This window comes from Siphonobacter sp. SORGH_AS_1065 (assembly GCF_030818595.1).
GTDB lineage: Bacteria > Bacteroidota > Bacteroidia > Cytophagales > Spirosomataceae > Siphonobacter.
Window position 1 is genome coordinate 3,017,333 of the sequence record NZ_JAUTAM010000004.1, and the last position, 17,888, is coordinate 3,035,220.

General features: G+C 45.5%; 12 protein-coding genes. 7 read left to right on the forward strand and 5 right to left on the reverse strand.

Annotation, left to right across the window (positions count from 1 at the left end; all coding sequences use genetic code 11):
• Positions 1-3 precede the first annotated feature (3 nt).
• Together QE390_RS13085 and QE390_RS13090 are read left to right on the forward strand one after the other, a co-directional pair.
• Positions 4-897, forward strand: coding sequence for a 1,4-dihydroxy-2-naphthoate polyprenyltransferase (locus QE390_RS13085; RefSeq protein ID WP_307142461.1), 894 nt, complete (start codon positions 4-6; stop codon positions 895-897).
• Between the two features lie 151 nt (positions 898-1,048).
• Positions 1,049-2,380, forward strand: coding sequence for a tetratricopeptide repeat protein (locus tag QE390_RS13090; RefSeq protein WP_307142462.1), 1,332 nt, complete (start codon positions 1,049-1,051; stop codon positions 2,378-2,380).
• A gap of 30 nt (positions 2,381-2,410) precedes the next feature.
• Here QE390_RS13090 and QE390_RS13095 read toward each other — a convergent pair whose 3' ends face one another.
• A complete protein-coding gene (locus QE390_RS13095) occupies positions 2,411-3,184 on the reverse strand; it encodes an AMP nucleosidase (RefSeq protein WP_307142463.1) in 774 nt (257 codons plus the stop codon).
• 131 nt (positions 3,185-3,315) lie between these two features.
• Here QE390_RS13095 and QE390_RS13100 point away from each other — a divergent pair, with 131 nt between their 5' ends.
• The gene (locus QE390_RS13100) at positions 3,316-3,759 is read left to right on the forward strand and encodes a type I restriction enzyme HsdR N-terminal domain-containing protein (protein ID WP_307142464.1); all 444 of its coding nucleotides are present in this window, start codon (positions 3,316-3,318) and stop codon (positions 3,757-3,759) included.
• 229 nt (positions 3,760-3,988) lie between these two features.
• Positions 3,989-5,458: a TonB-dependent receptor gene (locus tag QE390_RS13105; protein WP_307142465.1), complete on the forward strand. Its 1,470-nt coding sequence runs from the start codon at positions 3,989-3,991 to the stop codon at positions 5,456-5,458.
• An 89-nt stretch (positions 5,459-5,547) separates the two neighbouring features.
• Here QE390_RS13105 and QE390_RS13110 read toward each other — a convergent pair whose 3' ends face one another.
• Positions 5,548-8,658 (reverse strand): efflux RND transporter permease subunit, encoded by a 3,111-nt coding sequence (locus tag QE390_RS13110; protein WP_307142466.1) that lies wholly within the window; start codon positions 8,656-8,658, stop codon positions 5,548-5,550.
• 142 nt (positions 8,659-8,800) lie between these two features.
• Positions 8,801-9,886, reverse strand: coding sequence for an efflux RND transporter periplasmic adaptor subunit (locus tag QE390_RS13115; protein WP_307142467.1), 1,086 nt, complete (start codon positions 9,884-9,886; stop codon positions 8,801-8,803).
• 383 nt (positions 9,887-10,269) lie between these two features.
• Between QE390_RS13115 and fsa the strand changes: the two genes are divergently transcribed.
• The 3 genes from fsa (at position 10,270) to QE390_RS13130 (ending at position 14,175) form a co-directional block, all read left to right on the forward strand.
• Positions 10,270-10,923, forward strand: a complete 654-nt coding sequence (fsa, locus tag QE390_RS13120) for a fructose-6-phosphate aldolase (protein ID WP_307142468.1) — start codon at positions 10,270-10,272, stop codon at positions 10,921-10,923.
• Positions 10,924-11,083: 160 nt separating this feature from the next.
• The gene (locus QE390_RS13125; protein ID WP_307142469.1) at positions 11,084-11,440 is read left to right on the forward strand and encodes a hypothetical protein; all 357 of its coding nucleotides are present in this window, start codon (positions 11,084-11,086) and stop codon (positions 11,438-11,440) included.
• Between the two features lie 287 nt (positions 11,441-11,727).
• Positions 11,728-14,175 (forward strand): outer membrane beta-barrel family protein, encoded by a 2,448-nt coding sequence (locus QE390_RS13130; protein ID WP_307142470.1) that lies wholly within the window; start codon positions 11,728-11,730, stop codon positions 14,173-14,175.
• Positions 14,176-14,715: 540 nt separating this feature from the next.
• On the opposite strand, the gene QE390_RS13135 is transcribed toward QE390_RS13130, so the two are convergent.
• Together QE390_RS13135 and ftsH are read right to left on the reverse strand one after the other, a co-directional pair.
• Entirely contained in the window at positions 14,716-15,534 is an 819-nt protein-coding gene (locus tag QE390_RS13135; protein WP_307142471.1) for a UDP-2,3-diacylglucosamine diphosphatase, read from the reverse strand.
• Between the two features lie 158 nt (positions 15,535-15,692).
• Complete coding sequence (gene ftsH / locus QE390_RS13140; protein WP_307142472.1) at positions 15,693-17,732, reverse strand: ATP-dependent zinc metalloprotease FtsH; 2,040 nt, start codon at positions 17,730-17,732, stop codon at positions 15,693-15,695.
• Positions 17,733-17,888: the final 156 nt, after the last annotated feature.

The window sequence follows — 17,888 nt, forward strand, 5'->3', positions numbered from 1 at the left end:
AATATGCGTTCCTGGCTTTCGGCAGCCCGTCCCCGCACCCTGCCTTTGTCCCTTTCCTGCATCCTGATGGGAAGCTTTCTTTCGGCTGCTCAGGGTGGTTTTCGCTGGTCGGTTTTTGGTCTGGCCGTACTCACTACCGTTCTATTACAGGTATTATCCAACTTCGCTAACGATTATGGCGACAGCGTTTCGGGCCTTGATAACGACGAGCGAAAAGTAGCGACTCGGGCTGTCCAGACCGGAGCCATCACCAAAGAGCAAATGCGAAAGGCAATTATTCTCTTTTCCGTATTAACCTTTGGAGCGGGATTATTACTGTTATATATCGCTCTGGAAGGGGGCACCGCTCAGGAATTTCTGTATTTTCTGGGACTTGGTGTACTTTCCATCATTGCCGCCATTACCTATACCGTGGGTAAAAAACCATACGGATATGCTGGGCTGGGCGATATTTCCGTGTTAATCTTCTTTGGTTGGGTAGGCGTTCTGGGCACGTATTACCTGCACACCCGCTCGCTTGACTGGAGTATTTTATTACCCGCCACCAGTTGCGGTGCTTTTGCTGTTGGGGTGCTGAACATCAATAATATACGAGACATTGATAATGACCGCCGGAATGGAAAAAACTCAATTCCTGTGCGTTTAGGAGCTGCGAAGGCGAAGGTGTATCACTGGTTTCTGTTGACGGGTGGGTTAATCTGTGCCATGGTCTACGTCTTATTATTCCATCCGAACTGGAGTAGCTACCTGTTCTTACTGACCTTACCCTTATTCTGGAAAATAGCCAGTGGCGTTCAGAAAGGGCAGCGACCTGAAGAAATCGACCCTTATCTGAAACGCATGGCTCTTTCAACCTTACTGTTTGTTATTCTTTTTGGAGTCGGGCAGCTTTTGTAAAAGATTTCGGTTGGAAGATAATCCATCTAATTTTCAGAACTATGTTAAAAAAGCCTCTGCATTGAGGCTTACTTTTTACATTTGTGTTTAGCCCAGACTTTATACTCGCTCCATAGCTCTATATACAGTATTAACTATTGATTGGTGCTTAATGAAAAGACTTTTCCCAGCTATTATTCTTACTCTATTATTTATTCCGATTGCCAGGGCTCAAACTCCCGCTGAATTCTTTAGTCGAGGGGTGCAAAAAAGTAAAAACCGGGATTTTAAAGGAGCGTTAACGGAGTTTACTCAGGTGATAACCATGTCCCCGGAAAACCCGCAGGCCTATTATAATCGCGGATTATGCAAGGCTTTACTGGAAGATTATCCCGGGTCCATTCAGGATTATGATAAAGCCATTGCATTGAAGGCAGACTATTACGATGCTTTGCTGGCTCGTGGTGACAGCCGCGATCGGCAGGAGCAGACGCAGGATGCTCTCAAAGATTTTGCTAAAGCTATAGAAATGGATGCGACCGATAGCCGGGCGTATTTAAAGCGGGGGATGATTCGCAGTCGACTTCAGTATTACCAGGCTGCTATTCAGGATTTTAATAATGTCATAGAACTGGAACCTGAAAATGCTCAGGCCTATTACGCCCGTGGGGTCTGCCGCACGAAACTGGGAGATTATGAGTCTGCTTTAAAAGACTTTACCCAGGTTATTCATATGAATGATAAACTTGCTCACGTGTACATTGCCCGGGCGGCGGTTTATGTCAAATTGAATAATAGCCGGGCTGCCGTTGACGATTATACGCGGGCCATTATTCTGGACCCTGAAGATGTCAATTCCTATTGCCAGCGGGGTTTTGGTAAATACCAGGCCTTTGACTATAGCGGAGCCATGGCTGATTTTGAAAAAGCTCTGACCCTTGATCCTCAGAATACCGCAGCTTTTTACGGACGTGGACTGGTGAAGTCAAGAAACGGAGGTTCCCGGGAGGCTATCGACGATTTAACGAAGGCCATTGAAATCGATAATTCATCGGAAAGCAGAGCCACGTTCACGGGTTTAATTACCAAAAATGTGCTTGACAATTTGAGAGCTTCCATTATTGAAAACAGCCGCTTTATCGAACTAAGCAATGACCGAACCGAAGCCTATTATGTGCGTGGCATTAGTAAAGCACGCGTAGGGGACAACAAAGCTGCCATCGCAGATTTATCGAGAGCTCTGGAATTAAATCCGATTTTTCCAGATGCTTATTTCAGCCGGGCCATGGCCCGGTCTGCGGCTAATGATCAGATGGGAGCCATTCAGGATTGCTCCAACGCGATTCGTTTCAATGCCCGTCACGCGGAAGCCTATTACCTGCGGGGGCTCATTCGGTACAGTCAGGGAGACGAAGAAAACGGGTGTCTGGATTTAACGAAAGCCGTAGAGTTAGGCTATAAACTGGCGGTAGCGGCTCAAAAACAATACTGTAGTAAAAAATAAGGAGGCTGTTTTCACAACCTCCTTAATCACTTATTCGAAACGTAAGTGTTTAACTGAAGCTCCCGACTGGGCCAATTCTTCCAGCGAATCGATACCAATCTGAAGGTGTTTTTCAACAAACTGAGTCGTTACTTTCTTATCGCTCTCTTCCGTTTTAACGCCTTCAGGAATCATCGGGTTATCCGATACGAGTAACAATGCACCGTGCGGAATCTGATTGACGAAGCCTACCGCAAAAATGGTTGCCGTTTCCATATCAACCGCCATGGCCCGGGTATTACGCAGGTATTCCTTGAAATTCTCGTCATGTTCCCACACGCGGCGGTTGGTGGTATAAACCGTTCCGGTCCAGTAATCCATTCCGTTTTTCACAATCATGGACGAAACGGCCCGTTGTAAACGGAACGAAGGAAGAGCGGGAATTTCGGGAGGCATGTAATCGTTACTGGTACCTTCGCCCCGGATGGCCGCAATAGGCAGAACCAGATCGCCCAGTTGCGTATGCTTTTTCAAGCCTCCGCATTTACCCAAAAATAACACGGCTTTGGGATGAATGGCCGAGAGTAAATCCATGATAGTCGCGGCTACCGGACTCCCCATACCGAAATTAATGATGGTAATTTGTCCAGCTGAAGCCGTTTGCATAGCCTTACCAACGCCGCGAATTTCAACGCCATAACGGGTAGCAAACATTTCAACGTAATTATGGAAATTCGTTAAAAGAATATAAGGCCGGAATTCTTCCAGAGGTGTTCCGGTGTAACGTGGAAGCCAGTTACTAACTATTTCATCTTTAGTTTTCATATCTTTCTTGTATCACTTTTATAAATCAGGCAAGTATACAGGTTCTGATTTATTTGGGATGTTTGGAATGAGTAAAATTCAGCAAATTTAATATAAAGATATTATACGGCCAAAAAAATGGCCTGAAAGTTATGATTGAACTCAATTTGCCGTCTTACGATTTTCAGGCTCGAAAAACCGAAGAAGGGTATTTTATTTTCTGTATCTTACGTAAGAAATGGCTGGTGTTAACTCCCGAAGAATGGGTTCGGCAGCACTTTGTTCATTTGTTGACCAGTCATTATGCTTACCCTAAAAGTTTATTGAAAATTGAAGGAGGCTTAAGCCTGAACCGTACTGCCAAACGCTCGGATCTGGTGATGTACAGTCGCGATGGCTTGCCCTTTTTGTTAGTAGAATGTAAAGCTCCCGAGGTAAAGATTACCCCGTCAGTGCTGGAGCAGGCCATGCGTTATAACCATGTGATCCAGGCTCCTTTTCTAGCTTTGAGTAATGGAATGGAACATTTCATTTTTAGGTTCACTAAACAGGGCAAACTGGAACGGCTAGAAGATGTTCCTCCGTTTGGGGAATGAGTGAAAGTGGAGCAGAATTATAATTTTTTTATAAAACTTTAGATTTTCCAGTACTAAAAACAAAAGTTAGGAGAATAGGTATAATCGTTTAGCAAGAAACCGTTTTTATTATTGACACGGTAAACCCATAGGGTCTAACTTAGAGTGCTGAAACAAGGGACAACGAGCTCTGCTGAATCCGTGGCTATTACCTAGCGGACTGGAAATCACAGAAATCACCGGTTTAATTATGCCATCATCAACGTACGAGTACCTGGGCACTAAACAAAAAGCTCTTAAAATAAATCTTGATAAACGAATTTACGGTTCGTATGCCGAGATTGGAGCAGGTCAGGAAGTAGCAGCTAACTTTTTCAAGGCAGGCGGTGCTTCCGGGACTATTGCTAAAACGATGTCAGCGTATGATATGACGTTTTCGAACGCCATTTACGGCCCTGAAGAAAGCGGTCGTTATGTCGTAGAAAGCCGACTGGTCAAGATGTTACGTCATGAGTACGACTTACTTATTGAGCGTTTGGATCAAAAGCGGGGTGAGGAAACCTGCTTTTTTTCGTTTGCTAATACGGTTGTAGCCCTCAATTACCATAAAACCAATGAGTCGCATGGTTGGGTGGGGCTGCGTTTTCAGTTATCGCCACAATCCGAACCCAATGAAGTAATTATTCACGTTCGGATGCTGGATAATGACACCATTCTTCAGCAACAGGCTTTGGGAATCATTGGGGTTAACCTGATGTACGGCTGTTATTATTACCATCAGATGCCCGAAACGTTATTGCGTTCGCTGATGGATGACTTAACAACCGAACGTATCGAAATAGATATGATTCGGTTTAACGGCCCCGACTTTAAGGCGGTAGATAACCGTCTCATGAGCCTTTATCTGGTCAAGCATGGGTTTACGAATGCAGCTTTGTTCGGCCCCAATGGTCAGAATTTGCAGCCTGCCGATACCCTGTATAAAAAGCACATTGCCGTTATTCGTGGACGTTTTCGCCCGTTTGCCCTGGTGCACCAGGATATGCTACAAAACGGCGTGGCCCAGTTTCTGGAAGACCCCGAAGTAGACCCTAACCGGGTTGTTGTACTGACGGAGTTAACGCTCCAGAATTTACGTGACGGCGACGATATTAACGAGAAAGACTTCCTGGATCGGGTAGATATTCTTGGGAAACTGGGTCTGACGGTCATGGTATCCAACTATACAGAATACTACAAGCTAATCGCCTATCTGGCGAAGCTGACCAAGCTGAAAATTGGCCTCATCATGGGTATTCCGAACCTGGAATTCATCTTCGATGAGCAGCATTACGCCAACTTGCCGGGGGGAATTCTGGAGGCCTTTGCGACGCTCTTTAGCCGGAAGGTGAAGCTCTATGTGTATCCGGCTTTACGACCCGACGGAACGCTGGCGAACTGCTTCAAGTTTCAGTTACCTTTCCATCTTCGGGATTTGTTTAGTTACCTGATTTCCAATAATAAAATTGAGGATATTCGGAGCTTTAACAAGAAAAATCTTCACATCCTTTCCGATCAGGTTTTATCCATGATTAAGTCGGGTGAGGATGGTTGGGAACAATACGTTCCTGATGAAGTAGCTACGATGATTAAGGATAAATGCCTGTTTGGTTTTCCCTGCGTAGTGTATCCGAAAGAGGAAAATAAGATTGAAAGTGCAGACGAGTTTTTTGCCGAGTAGTCTTCAAGTTCTGATGGATAAGCCTAATGAAAGCAAAAGCCTCGAATCACCAGATTCGAGGCTTTTGCTTTCATTTAACTATGGAATGATTATACCAGCGACATTTCAGGTTCAACGGGTTTCTCATTCGATTTCAATGGTTTTTCTTCGTCTTTCCGGCGGGACATCATCGTGTATACGGCTGGAATTACGTACAGCGTTAGCAACAACGAGAACATAATACCACCCACAATCACAATACCCAACGGAATCCGGCTGGTGGCTGCCGCCCCGAGCGAAAGGGCGATGGGTAAAGCTCCCAGGGCCATCGCCAAACTTGTCATTAAAATTGGACGTAAACGCATCGTAGCAGAGGTAATCGCCGCATCGACTTTATTCAAACCTTCTTTGCGTTGCTCATTCGCAAATTCTACAATCAAAATACCATTTTTCGTGACCAGACCCACCAGCATGATCATCCCGATTTGCGAGAAGATATTCATGGTTTGGTCAAACAGCCAGAGTGAAAGCAAGGCACCTGCCAAAGCCAGAGGTACGGTAATCATAATGATAATAGGATCGAGGAAGCTCTCAAACTGAGCTGCCAAAATCAGGTAAATCAGTACCAGAGCCAGCAGAAAGGCGAAAGATGTATTCGATGAACTTTCAGCGTAATCCCTGGATGCCCCTGATAAAGCAGTAGCAAAGCCCTGTTCCGTCAATTTCAACTGCTTGGAAACCGATTCCATGGCTTTAATCCCATCCGCAATGGTCATACCCGGTGCCAAACCTGCCGAAATCGTAGCCGATTTATAACGGTTATAGTGATACAACTGCGGTGGCGTGGTGGATTCAGTGATCCGAACAAGGTTATCCAACTGAATGGATTCGCCCCGACTGTTTTTAACGTATAACGTCTGTAAATCAACGGGCTGAGAGCGGTCTTTTCGGTACACTTCACCCATGACCTGATATTGCTTCCCTTTCATCGTGAAGTACCCGTACCGACGGTTACTATAAGCCAACTGCATGGTTTCTGAAATATCCGCTACAGATACTCCCAGTTCACTGGCTTTGGCCCGGTCAATTTCCACGCGTAACTCAGGCTTGTTGAATTTCAAATCGATGTCAACCCCCTGCAACGCTGGATTCTGGTTGGCCGCATCGATGAATTTGGGAAGGATGGCTTTCAGTTTTTCAAAATCGTTGTGCTGAATCACGAAAGAAACGGGTAAGCCACCCCGGCGGTTCACGGCAATGGTTTGTTCCTGAACAGCAAAGGCCTTTCCTTCCGGGAAATTCTTGGTATTACGATTAATCATGTCAACGATCTGCTGCTGACTGCGACTGCGTTCGTTAATTTCAGGTAACCCAATCCGAATGGTGCCCGAGTTAACCGAACCTGCTCCTGAGAAACCGGGTGCGGTAATACTCATGACAATCCGGCTTTCGGGTACGGAATCCATCAGAAACTGACTCAACCGCTGCATGTAATCGTCCATGTAATCATAGGACGTTCCTTCGGGAGCAGTGACCGAAAGCCGGAATTGGCTGCGGTCTTCCAGGGGAGCCAATTCAGACTGGATGTTATTGTAGAGCACGTATGCCAGACCAAAACAGCCCGCGATAATCACCCAGGCCATCCATCTTACTTTCATGAAGCTGGTCAGCGTTTGCTGATACCCCCGATCCAGTGACTGGAAGAAAGGCTCGGTCTTGTCGTAGAACCACGAATTTTTGTGTTTCTTTTTCGACATGAGCACGTTCAGAACCGGCGTTAAGGTCAACGATACAAAAGCCGAAATCAATACGGCTCCGGCCACGACAATACCGAATTCCCGGAATAACCGTCCCACGAAACCTTCCAGGAAGATGATGGGCAGGAACACGAAGGCCAGCGTAATGGACGTAGATATAACGGCAAAGAAAATCTCCTCGGAGCCTTCTTTGGCGGCCTGCATTCGGGGCATACCCGCTTCCAGCTTTTTAAAGATATTTTCGGTAACTACAATCCCATCATCTACTACCAGACCCGTCGCCAGTACGATGGCCAGCATGGTCAGAATGTTGATTGTAAAGCCAAAAATGTACATAATGAAGAATGCTCCCACCAACGACACCGGAATGTCAATCAAGGGTCGGAAGGCAATGGCCCAGTCGCGGAAGAAAAGGTAGATGATAATCACCACCAGCACCAGCGAAATGAGCAGCGTTTCTTCTACTTCAGTAATGGATTTCTTGATGAAACGCGTGTTATCAAGAGCAATGTTCAGACTTAAATCTTTGGGAAGATCCGTTTTGATTTCATCCAGACGTTTGTAGAATTCATCGGCAATGGATACGTAGTTAGAGCCGGGTTGGGGGACAATGGCCATCCCCACCATGGCTATCCCATTGCCACGCATGGCCGTTTCCTCATTTTCAGGCCCCAATACAGCTTCACCCACGTCCGAAAGACGAACCACCTGACTGTTCGTATTGCGAAGGATAATGTTGTTAAACTCTTCTTCAGTAGTGAGTCGACCAAACGTACGGATACTTAACTCGGTTGCATTCCCCGCGATTTTCCCCGAAGGCAATTCGACGTTTTCACGCGACAAAGCATTCAGTACATCAACGGCGGTGATGTTATAAGCCGACAGTTTGGCGGGGTCCAGCCAGAGACGCATGGCGTAGCGTTTCTCACCCCAGATTTGAATCGCACTTACGCCGGGAATGGTCTGCAGACGTTCCTGTAGAACGTTGGTAGCGTAATCATTCAGCTCGAGAATATTCCGGGAAGAGCTTTGTACCGTCATGGTAATAATTGCGTCCGAGTTAGCATCGGCCTTACTTACCACCGGTGGAGCATCAAGGTCATTGGGTAACTGGCGTTGAGCCTGCGAAACTTTATCCCGCACGTCATTCGCAGCCGCTTCCAAATCCGCTTCCAGGTTAAACTCAACGGTAATATTACTCGTGCCCTGACTACTGGTGGAAGAAATCGAACGTACCCCGGCAATCCCATTAATGGCTTTTTCGAGGGGTTCGGTGATCTGGGATTCAATGATGTCGGCGTTCGCTCCGGCATAGCTGGTCCGAACGTTAATAATGGGAGGGTCGATGGCAGGGAAGTCCCGCACACCCAAAAATGTAAACCCTACGTATCCGAATAGCACAATAATGATGTTCATCACAATGGCTAGCACCGGACGGCTCAACGACAAAGAGGGTAAACTCATGCTTAACTGGTTTAGACTAATAGCTAATTCAGATATTCTTTATTAGTAGGGAAGAGCCGTAATGGTTTACAGGTCAGTTATTTATGAAATATCTATACCAGGGCTCCGCCGCTTTCAGATCGGTAGAAAAGAAGAATCAAACTTATTTTTTTACGCTCCTGATTTTTAATACCTGATCAGGTTTGATTTGTAAAATTCCGGTGGTAATAACCGTGTCGCCGGCCTGAATCCCGCTTAGAATCTGAACTTTGGTATCCGTACGTGTTCCCGTTTCTACGGTTTGAAACGAAGCTTTTCCCTGACGGGAGATGACGACCTGTTTTTCTTTGGTCCCGGGTATAATGGCCTGCGAAGGAACCATTAACGCCTGTGGGGTTTCGCCCAAACGTAATTTCACCTGAGCAAACTGACCGGGACGAATCTGATTGGAGGCATTCGGAACCAGAGCCCGTAACTTCACGGTACGCGTAGCCAGGTCAATTTTGGGTTCAATGGCGTACACTTTGCCTTGATAAGCCTTCGTTTCGCTGGCAACATTGAAGCTAACGACATCACCCACCCGCACCTGATCCGTGTATTTTTCAGGAATAGAGAAATCAACTTTCAGGGGATTGGTCTGCTGAAAACTGGCAATGACCGTCGTTGGGGTTACAATCGCTCCTTCACTCACGTAGCGAAGGCCAATTTTTCCGGCAAAAGGAGCCCGAATTTCCGTACGCTGTAGTTGGGCTTTGGCTACGGCCATATCCGCGTCAAAAGCATCTACTTGTGACTGGGCCACATCTACTTCCTGTTTACTAACGCCTTCGCGTTCCAGCAGGTATTGCAAACGTTCCAGTGATTTTTGAGCCAACTGACGTTGGGTACGTACCTTTAAGGCCTGAGCCGATAGGTCGGCATCATATAATTTTACCAGCAAAGCTCCTTTGGGAACGAGTTGACCCTCCTTAAAATAGATCTTGATGACGCGGGCACTCAGCTCGGATTGCAGCGAAATCTCTTCATTGCTTTGTAGAGTACCACTCGTCACGATGGTATTATCGAGTTTTTCGGTACTGGCAATGTAACCATCAACCGTCAGGGCTTTTGAGCCCCCCGCACCAGCAGATTTGGACTCATTACCAGCTTTCTTTTTTTCAATACGGTTAAGTTTACCATAAACCAGATACCCAATGCTGCCAACGATTGCAACGACGAGTAACCAGCGAACCAGACTTGAGGATTTCATAGATAAATTTTAAACAAATACCGGCTTAGAGTCAAGCACCGGGATACGTTAGATAATGGAGGTTTGCAGGGTTTACTATTGGACGAAATTAACGCTTTTTTGGGCTTAATTCTTTAAAAACGAGGGGGCAGATGAATGAAAAGGAAAATCCAAAGACCAAGTGGGGGAGGAGTATGAAAAACTCCCGTAGTTTTGCGACGTAATTTTTGAAGTTTCGTGGCGGATAGATGGGTAGAATAAATATCGACCCAAGGGGTAGCAAGAAGCTATCCTGAAGTACGCTCTGTTACTAGTAACCTGCTCTTCCTTTAAGTAGAAATTGAAAACCTATGACGTATGCAAAGACTTTACCTCTAATTTTTAACTCTATTAATCAGTAACTTATGAAGTTTTTCATTGATACCGCTAACCTCGACGAAATTCGGGAGGCCTATGAATTGGGCGTGCTCGATGGCGTGACCACCAACCCTTCGCTGATGGCGAAAGTGGGGATAAAGGGAAAAAATAACATTTTCAAGCATTATAAAGACATCTGCGATAGTGTAGACGGAGACGTAAGTGCCGAGGTCATCAGCACTGATTTCAAGGGCATTATTCGGGAAGGGGAAGAGTTGGCCGAAATCGATGAGAAGATTGTGGTGAAGGTACCCATGATTCGGGACGGTGTCAAAGCGTTACGTTATTTCTCGGAAAAGGAAATTAAAACGAACTGTACGCTGGTATTTTCAGCAGGTCAGGCGTTACTGGCGGCTAAAGCCGGGGCCACCTATGTTTCGCCCTTTATTGGTCGCCTGGATGATATTTCGTACGACGGCATCGAGTTAATTGAGTCTATCGTTTCAATTTTTGAAAACTATGGATTTATGACGCAGGTATTGGCTGCGTCCATTCGCCATCCTGTTCATATCCTGAAGTGTGCAGAAATTGGAGCAGACGTAGCAACCTGCCCGCTTTCAGTAATTACTTCCTTATTGAATCATCCGCTCACGGATTCTGGCTTGAAGAAATTCCTGGAAGATGCCAGCAAATTTGCTTAGAGCTTATTTTTGCGATATATAATTTCAGTATAGTACAAAAAGCCTGCATGAAGCGGGCTTTTTGTTTGATTCATAACATTAAAAAAACTTAAAAGGACAATAGTTTGACGTTTTCTGAAACTTCGATTTTACTTTTGTACGATAGTAGCTCCACTTACTCATGTTAAAACGTATCTGCTTACTCTTCTTTTTAATCGGTTGCGGCCTGTCTTCAGGGGCTCAAAGCAAGCCGATGGAGCAGCGTACGGACCCTACGTTAGAAGAACCTGCTTCTAGTGGGGGAATTTCTAAAGTATTAGGATTTATTAAAAAGGCCGGGAAAGCAATCGATAACCCCTCAAAATTGAAATTTGAGGTAATTGAGGACGAACAGCCACCGCGTGAAAAACCCCGAAGCGGATTTTCAAAATTCATTCACTTCATCAAGGAGGTAGGGAAAGTGATGGATGATCCTACCAACCTGAAAATCTCCGTTGAAGAGGAAAATAATTCTCCCCGCAAACCCCGCCGGGAATAGTCTTCTCCTTTGTTATTCATTTCCAGCTAGTTAGTAGTAGCGTCTTTTTAACAGTTCTGCAAAAATAATTGTGGGACCATGCAACGTGTTTCTCTGACTTTGCATCCTCCGTCTAGAATTCCCGGGCATTCTTCTCTTTTTCTACTCACCCCATCTTCTTTACCGTTCATCACGTTATTTGGCTATTCAAGGTAGCTTGTATTGCAAAGTACTGTTAATTGCCTTCATCTTTGTCTCATCAACAAGAGCAAAAAACACACCTACAGAAACTGTCTTTTCCTAAAGTCATGAAAACATTTATATACACCCTGATTCTCTTCATTTGCGGCCTAAGTCTAGGGCACGCTCAGAGCACTTTTAAAGGGAGTGTCTCTGGAAAGATCATTGACAAAACGGGTAAAGCGGTGGAGTTCGCTACCGTTATGGTCCTGAAAAGCAAAGACTCTACGCTGGTGAAAGGCGGCGTCGCTGACGCGGATGGTAATTTCGAAATAGAAGGCATTGCCGAAGGACGTTACCTAGTTGCCACTACCCAGGTGGGTTTTGCCAAAAAGCTGACGCCTCCGTTCATTCTCAATGCAGAAAGTCCGAAAGTAAAGCTGGCGGCTTTGATTATGGACCCTGTTTCTCAGGAACTGAAAGAAGTGAAAGTTGCTGCTGCCAAGCCTTTTATTGAGCAGCAGATTGATAAAACGGTAGTTAACGTAGAAAACAGTATTGTTGCTGCGGGTAATAATGCCCTGGAAGTACTGGAGCGTTCTCCCGGCGTTACCGTCGATCGGGATGGCAATATTTCGCTGAAGGGCAAAGCTCAGGTGCGGGTAATGATTGACGGGAAACCAACATATCTTTCGAGTGAAGATTTAGCCAACCTGCTCCGTAATACGCAGGCCAATCAGTTGGAGAAGATTGAAATCATGACGAATCCCTCTTCAAAATACGATGCGGCGGGTAATGCCGGAATTATTAACATCCGTACGAAAAAGAATCAGAACATGGGAATGAATGGTTCGGCAACGCTGGGAGTGGGCTATGGCTTAAATCCGAAGGGTAACGCCAGTTTAAACCTCAACTACCGGAAAGATAAATGGAATGTGTACGGTAATTATTCAGGTGGTGCCCGTAAAAACTGGAGAGATCAAAGAATTACCCGCAGATTCCGCGAAGGAGAAGAAGTAACTGCTTTGTTCGAGCAAAGTGCTGAGAATATCACCCGCAATCATAATAACAACGTCAAGTTAGGAGCTGATTATTTTGCTTCAAAAAAGACGACGATAGGAGCTATTGTAAATACCAATACGGGTAGCTGGGGTAGCACGGGCGATAACATTACTAAAATCTATCAGGGTACCTCGACACTGGAAAAAATAACCACTACGGGACAGGATTTTAAGAATACCTGGAAAAGCCTGACCACTAACCTGAACCTGAAGCATACGATTGACTCAACCGGGAAAGAGTTAACGGCTGACGTGGATTACGCCCGTTATGACAATCGTTCGGATCAGAAATACAAAATTACGACCGTAAATCCTGCCGGAGTAAATCTTGCCATTCCTCGGTTCGATATGGGTAATACGAAAGGAATCGTAGACATCTATTCCGCCAAGATTGATTACACGCATCCCTTAAGCAAAAATTCAAAACTGGAAGCAGGTTTGAAAACAGCTTTGGTAACGACGAACAACAACATGAAATTCACGATTGAGCAGGGGGATGTCGCTCGTCTGGATTCGGGACGTACGAACCAGTTTATTTACCGCGAAACAATTAATGCGGCCTATCTGAATTACAGTACGCAAATCAAGAAAACTTCAATTCAGTTGGGCCTTAGAGGTGAGCAAACGGTCATGAGAGGAAATCAGGTGACCTCCGACACCAGCTTCCGCCGGAATTACCTGAACTTGTTCCCCAGCGTATTTATCCGTCAGGAACTGAACAAGAAAAATAGTTTGGGAATGTCGTATAGTTACCGCATTGACCGCCCGGATTATGAGGATCTGAATCCTTTCCTTTACTTCCTGGATTTGTATACCTATCAGCAAGGTAACCCATACCTGAGACCTCAATTTTCGCACGTAGCCGAAGTAACGCATTCGTTAATGGGATTCATCAATACTACGTTGAACTACGGTCGCTCGAATGGCATCATTACTGAAGTATTACGTCAGAATGACGCAGCCCGAACCACCTATATTAACAAAGAAAACTTTGGGTTCCGTGAGAATTATGGCGTAGCTGTTTCTGCTAATATTCCCATTACCAAAAAATGGATGAGCATAAACTATATCAATGTGAACCGTAACCGCTTTGTTGGGTTACTGAATGGTGGCGAATTCGATGGTCGCATTGTAACGACGACGTTCAATACGCAGAACCAGTTTACCTTACCCAATAACTGGTCAGCAGAAATCAGTGGTTTTTATATGAGCGGATTCCTTGAAGGAACGATCAAAGGAAAGCCAATGTGGCAAGTTTCGCTGGGCCTTCAGAAGCAATTCTGGGAAAAGAAAGCTAGTCTGAAACTCAACGTGCGGGATATTTTCTGGACGCAACAATTCCGGGGAAGCTTCGTATTTGGAAACGTGGATATGCAGATCAGTAACAAGTGGGAAAACCGCGTAGCGAACCTGACTTTCTCGTATCGTTTTGGTAACTCAAAAGTTCAGGCCTCCCGCCGTCGCAGCACAGGTCTGGAAAGCGAAGCAGGTCGGGTCAATCAGGGTAGTAACTAAATAGACAGAACCTTCAGCCTGGAAAGCAAAGCAGCCTCACTTTTCATAAGTGAGGCTGCTTTGATTATATCCAGATTAGCTTCGTTAGGATTATTCTACATAAAAAAGAAACAATCGCAGCGGGGTCAAATAAGATTAGTCCCGGGTGAAAACTCGGGTGCCGCCGTTGGTAGAAACTTGCCATTGCCTAGGAACGAGATGGAATCTCGCACTATTTAGTTAACCCTCACGGTCATCTCGAACGAAGGGAGAAACCGTCGGTAGAATGGGACGGATTTGGGGTTATTAAGTTAGTTACGTCGTGGTTAGGGTCTCACCCCAACTAGGGCTTGCGTATAAATGACAGGTGATACACCAGCCATGGCGGGAATAGGGCCGCAGGTTCAGTAAGGTCCTTCACTTCGCTCTGGATGACAGAGATAAACGAGTTTTCTCCTCTCCAACAAAAGAGGCCTACTGATTTTGAATACAGGAAGAAACAACCCAAGCAAAGTCAAATAGGTTAGCTTAGGGTGAAATGCAGCAAATAAGTACTGAAAATCACTTATGATTCGCCGCCTTTAAAAGAGAAGGATCATTCTCAAAAATGGCCATTGTAAAATCCTTACCATCAAAGTGAGCATAGGACTGGGTATAAATCCATTCGCCAATATTAATGTAACGACTGGTGGGTGACACCTGCATATCCAAAATCAAATGCCGATGGCCGAAGACATAATAATCGTGATGGTTTTGGGATTCTATTTCGCGGCAATACAGAAAAATCCATTCGCTTTCATCGTTCTTGAAAAACTCATGAGGTTTACCTGCTTTTGAAGCCCGCGTGTGGTGAGCCCAGCGATAAGCCAGCGTAATACCCACATCTGGATGTAACCAGCGAAAGAAAAACTGAAGAACAGGGTTCGTAAAAATGGGCTTCAAAACCCGCTTATACGCATAATCTCCCGGACCTAATCCATCGCCATGACCCAGCATGAAACGAGTCTCTTTACCCGCTGAGGTCACTTTAAATTCGATGGGTTTGCGGTGAACGGGAATGCCAAATTCGGTAGGGAAATAGTCCCGCATCCATAAATCATGGTTACCCGTAAAAATTTGGATGTCGATCCCCGCGTCTTTTAATTCAGCCAGTTTTCCCAAAAATCGGACGTAACCTTTCGGAACGGCTTCTTTGTATTCATGCCAGAAATCAAAAATATCACCTACCAGAAAGATCACCTGAGCTTCTGATTTGATCTGATCAAGCCAGCGAACAAGGGCCTTTTCGCGAGCAACGCTACGATCCAGAGGGACACTACCTAAGTGGAAATCAGAGGCAAAGAATATTTTCTTATGGGGGAGAAGCTGAATTTCGTTCATTAGAACGGGAAAATTGGTAAAACAACGCTGATGGAAAGACAAAGATAGAGCTTTGCCAGAAGTATCACTTTACTGGATAGAATATAGCTTACCTGAGGTCATAAAAAAAGCATTTCCGGTTATTAGGCCAGAAATGCTTTTTTATGGATAAAGTTAGCTTATTCAGCGGATGGCGTTGGCTCTTCGGTAGGAACTACTTCTGAGTTATCGGGAGTAGCATCTTCGGGAATTTCCGTCGGAGCTGACTCTTTTCCTTTCATATAAGCCTGATAAGAAGTTTCCTGCTCAAACGGACGTTTGCCAATCAGTTCTTCCAGATCAGACTGGAATAACACTTCTTTATCTAATAATTGCTGAGCAATGATTTCCAGAGCTTTGAGATTTTCGGTTAACAAAGCCTTCGTGCGTTCGTAAGCGGCATCTACAATCAGTCGAACTTCTTCATCAATGATCCGTGAAGTTTCTTCTGAATAAGGCTTGTTAAAGGAATACTCATTGTTTCCTTTGGAGTCGTAGAACGAAATGTTACCCAATTTCTCATTCATACCGTAAACCGTTACAATAGAATAAGCCATTTTGGTTACTCGTTCGAGGTCACTCAAAGCACCCGTCGAAATCTTACCGAAAACAACTTCCTCGGCAGCACGACCACCCAGGGTCATACACATTTCGTCGATTAATTGCTCGGTGCGGTACAGGAACTGCTCTTTCGGTAAATACTGAGCGTAACCCAAAGCCGCCACCCCACGGGGAACGATGGTTACCTTAACCAGGGGATCCGCATGTTCCAGGAACCAGCCTGCTACAGCGTGACCCGCCTCGTGGTAAGCCACAATTTTCTTTTCGTGCGGAGAAATGATCTTGTTCTTCTTCTCCATACCCCCAATCACACGGTCCATGGCATCCTGAAAGTCCTGCATGTCGATCGCATGTTTGTTCTTACGAGCGGCAATCAGAGCCGCTTCGTTACAAACGTTCATGATTTCAGCACCGGCAAAACCAGGAGTCTGAGCAGCCAGCTTGTTTGCGACTACATCAGCCGCCAGTTTCAGGCTGGACATGTGTACTTTAAAGATCGCTTCGCGACCAATAATATCGGGTTTGTCGATAGAAATCTGACGGTCAAAACGACCCGGACGCATCAGGGCGGAGTCAAGAACGTCAGGACGGTTGGTGGCAGCCAGGATGATAATCCCTGAATCTGTTGCAAACCCATCCATCTCTACCAGCAGCGAGTTCAGTGTGTTTTCACGTTCATCATTAGCACCGGGCATGGCACCGCGTCCACGCGAACGACCTACCGCATCAATCTCATCAATAAAGATGATACAGGGAGCTTTTTCTTTCGCTTGTTTGAAGAGGTCACGTACCCGAGCAGCACCTACCCCTACGAACATTTCTACGAAGTCAGAACCTGACAAAGAAAAGAAAGGAACGCCTGCTTCACCCGCCACCGCTTTCGCTAACAGGGTTTTACCTGTACCTGGAGGGCCAATCAGCAAAGCACCTTTCGGAATTTTACCCCCCAAATCCGTGAATTTCTTAGGATTCTTAAGGAATTCTACGATTTCCTTGATCTCCTCCTTCGCCTCATCCAGACCTGCCACATCGTCAAACGTGATCTTTACTTTGTTTTCTGCGTCAAATAACGTAGCTCTCGAACGACCAATATTGAAGATTTGTCCACCAGGACCAGCACCGCCAGTCACGCGACTCATCATAAAATACATCGTTACCACGATCAGAATCAGTAAGCCCCAGGTTGAGAAAAATTCAACCAGGCCTGCCCGCTCATCAACGGTGTAATCGATCTGATTGTTAGGGTGTACTTTGTTAAATTCCTTTACGTCATCATTGAAAATTTCGGTAGACGGAATCGGGAACGCAAAATGGGGTCCGGGAGTCGATGGGAAGTACGTTTTTTCACTCGTAAGACCTTTGTATTCAGGTTTCTGGAGAGCTTCCCGGTTCAGGGTAACTTCTACCAGTTTGTCATTAACAACAACCGTCTGATCTACTTCGTTTTTAGCGGCCATTTCGAAGTATTGTTTCATTTTAATTCTTCGAACGCCACTATTTTTACTTACGACCATAATAGTAATGATCGCAACAACCAAACCCGCAACAAGCCAACCCTGAAAACCTGGACGGCGGGGGGGCTTTGGTAGCTTGGGTTTATTTGAGGTTTCTTCAGCCATATTCTGTCTTTCTTTCTAAGATACCGATGGTGTGTCGGCGATAAATCAAACTGGAACGAAGTCCAGAGGTGTGTTAGTAACTTCCCAAGTTGAAGGAATGGTTTCATGCCTAAATTCAACTTGGGTCGAATGGCAGAATTTAGGGGTAAGCGGCAA

Excerpts from the sequence above, each read along its gene's own strand:
- QE390_RS13095 (WP_307142463.1), bottom strand. The coding sequence starts at position 3,184 with ATGAAAACTAAAGATGAAATAGTTAGTAACTGGCTTCCACGTTACACC.
- fsa (WP_307142468.1), top strand. The coding sequence starts at position 10,270 with ATGAAGTTTTTCATTGATACCGCTAACCTCGACGAAATTCGGGAGGCC.
- QE390_RS13135 (WP_307142471.1), bottom strand. The coding sequence starts at position 15,534 with ATGAACGAAATTCAGCTTCTCCCCCATAAGAAAATATTCTTTGCCTCT.
- QE390_RS13125 (WP_307142469.1), top strand. The coding sequence starts at position 11,084 with ATGTTAAAACGTATCTGCTTACTCTTCTTTTTAATCGGTTGCGGCCTG.
- QE390_RS13100 (WP_307142464.1), top strand. The coding sequence starts at position 3,316 with ATGATTGAACTCAATTTGCCGTCTTACGATTTTCAGGCTCGAAAAACC.
- ftsH (WP_307142472.1), bottom strand. The coding sequence starts at position 17,732 with ATGGCTGAAGAAACCTCAAATAAACCCAAGCTACCAAAGCCCCCCCGC.
- QE390_RS13085 (WP_307142461.1), top strand. The coding sequence starts at position 4 with ATGCGTTCCTGGCTTTCGGCAGCCCGTCCCCGCACCCTGCCTTTGTCC.
- QE390_RS13115 (WP_307142467.1), bottom strand. The coding sequence starts at position 9,886 with ATGAAATCCTCAAGTCTGGTTCGCTGGTTACTCGTCGTTGCAATCGTT.
- QE390_RS13105 (WP_307142465.1), top strand. The coding sequence starts at position 3,989 with ATGCCATCATCAACGTACGAGTACCTGGGCACTAAACAAAAAGCTCTT.
- QE390_RS13090 (WP_307142462.1), top strand. The coding sequence starts at position 1,049 with ATGAAAAGACTTTTCCCAGCTATTATTCTTACTCTATTATTTATTCCG.
- QE390_RS13130 (WP_307142470.1), top strand. The coding sequence starts at position 11,728 with ATGAAAACATTTATATACACCCTGATTCTCTTCATTTGCGGCCTAAGT.
- QE390_RS13110 (WP_307142466.1), bottom strand. The coding sequence starts at position 8,658 with ATGAGTTTACCCTCTTTGTCGTTGAGCCGTCCGGTGCTAGCCATTGTG.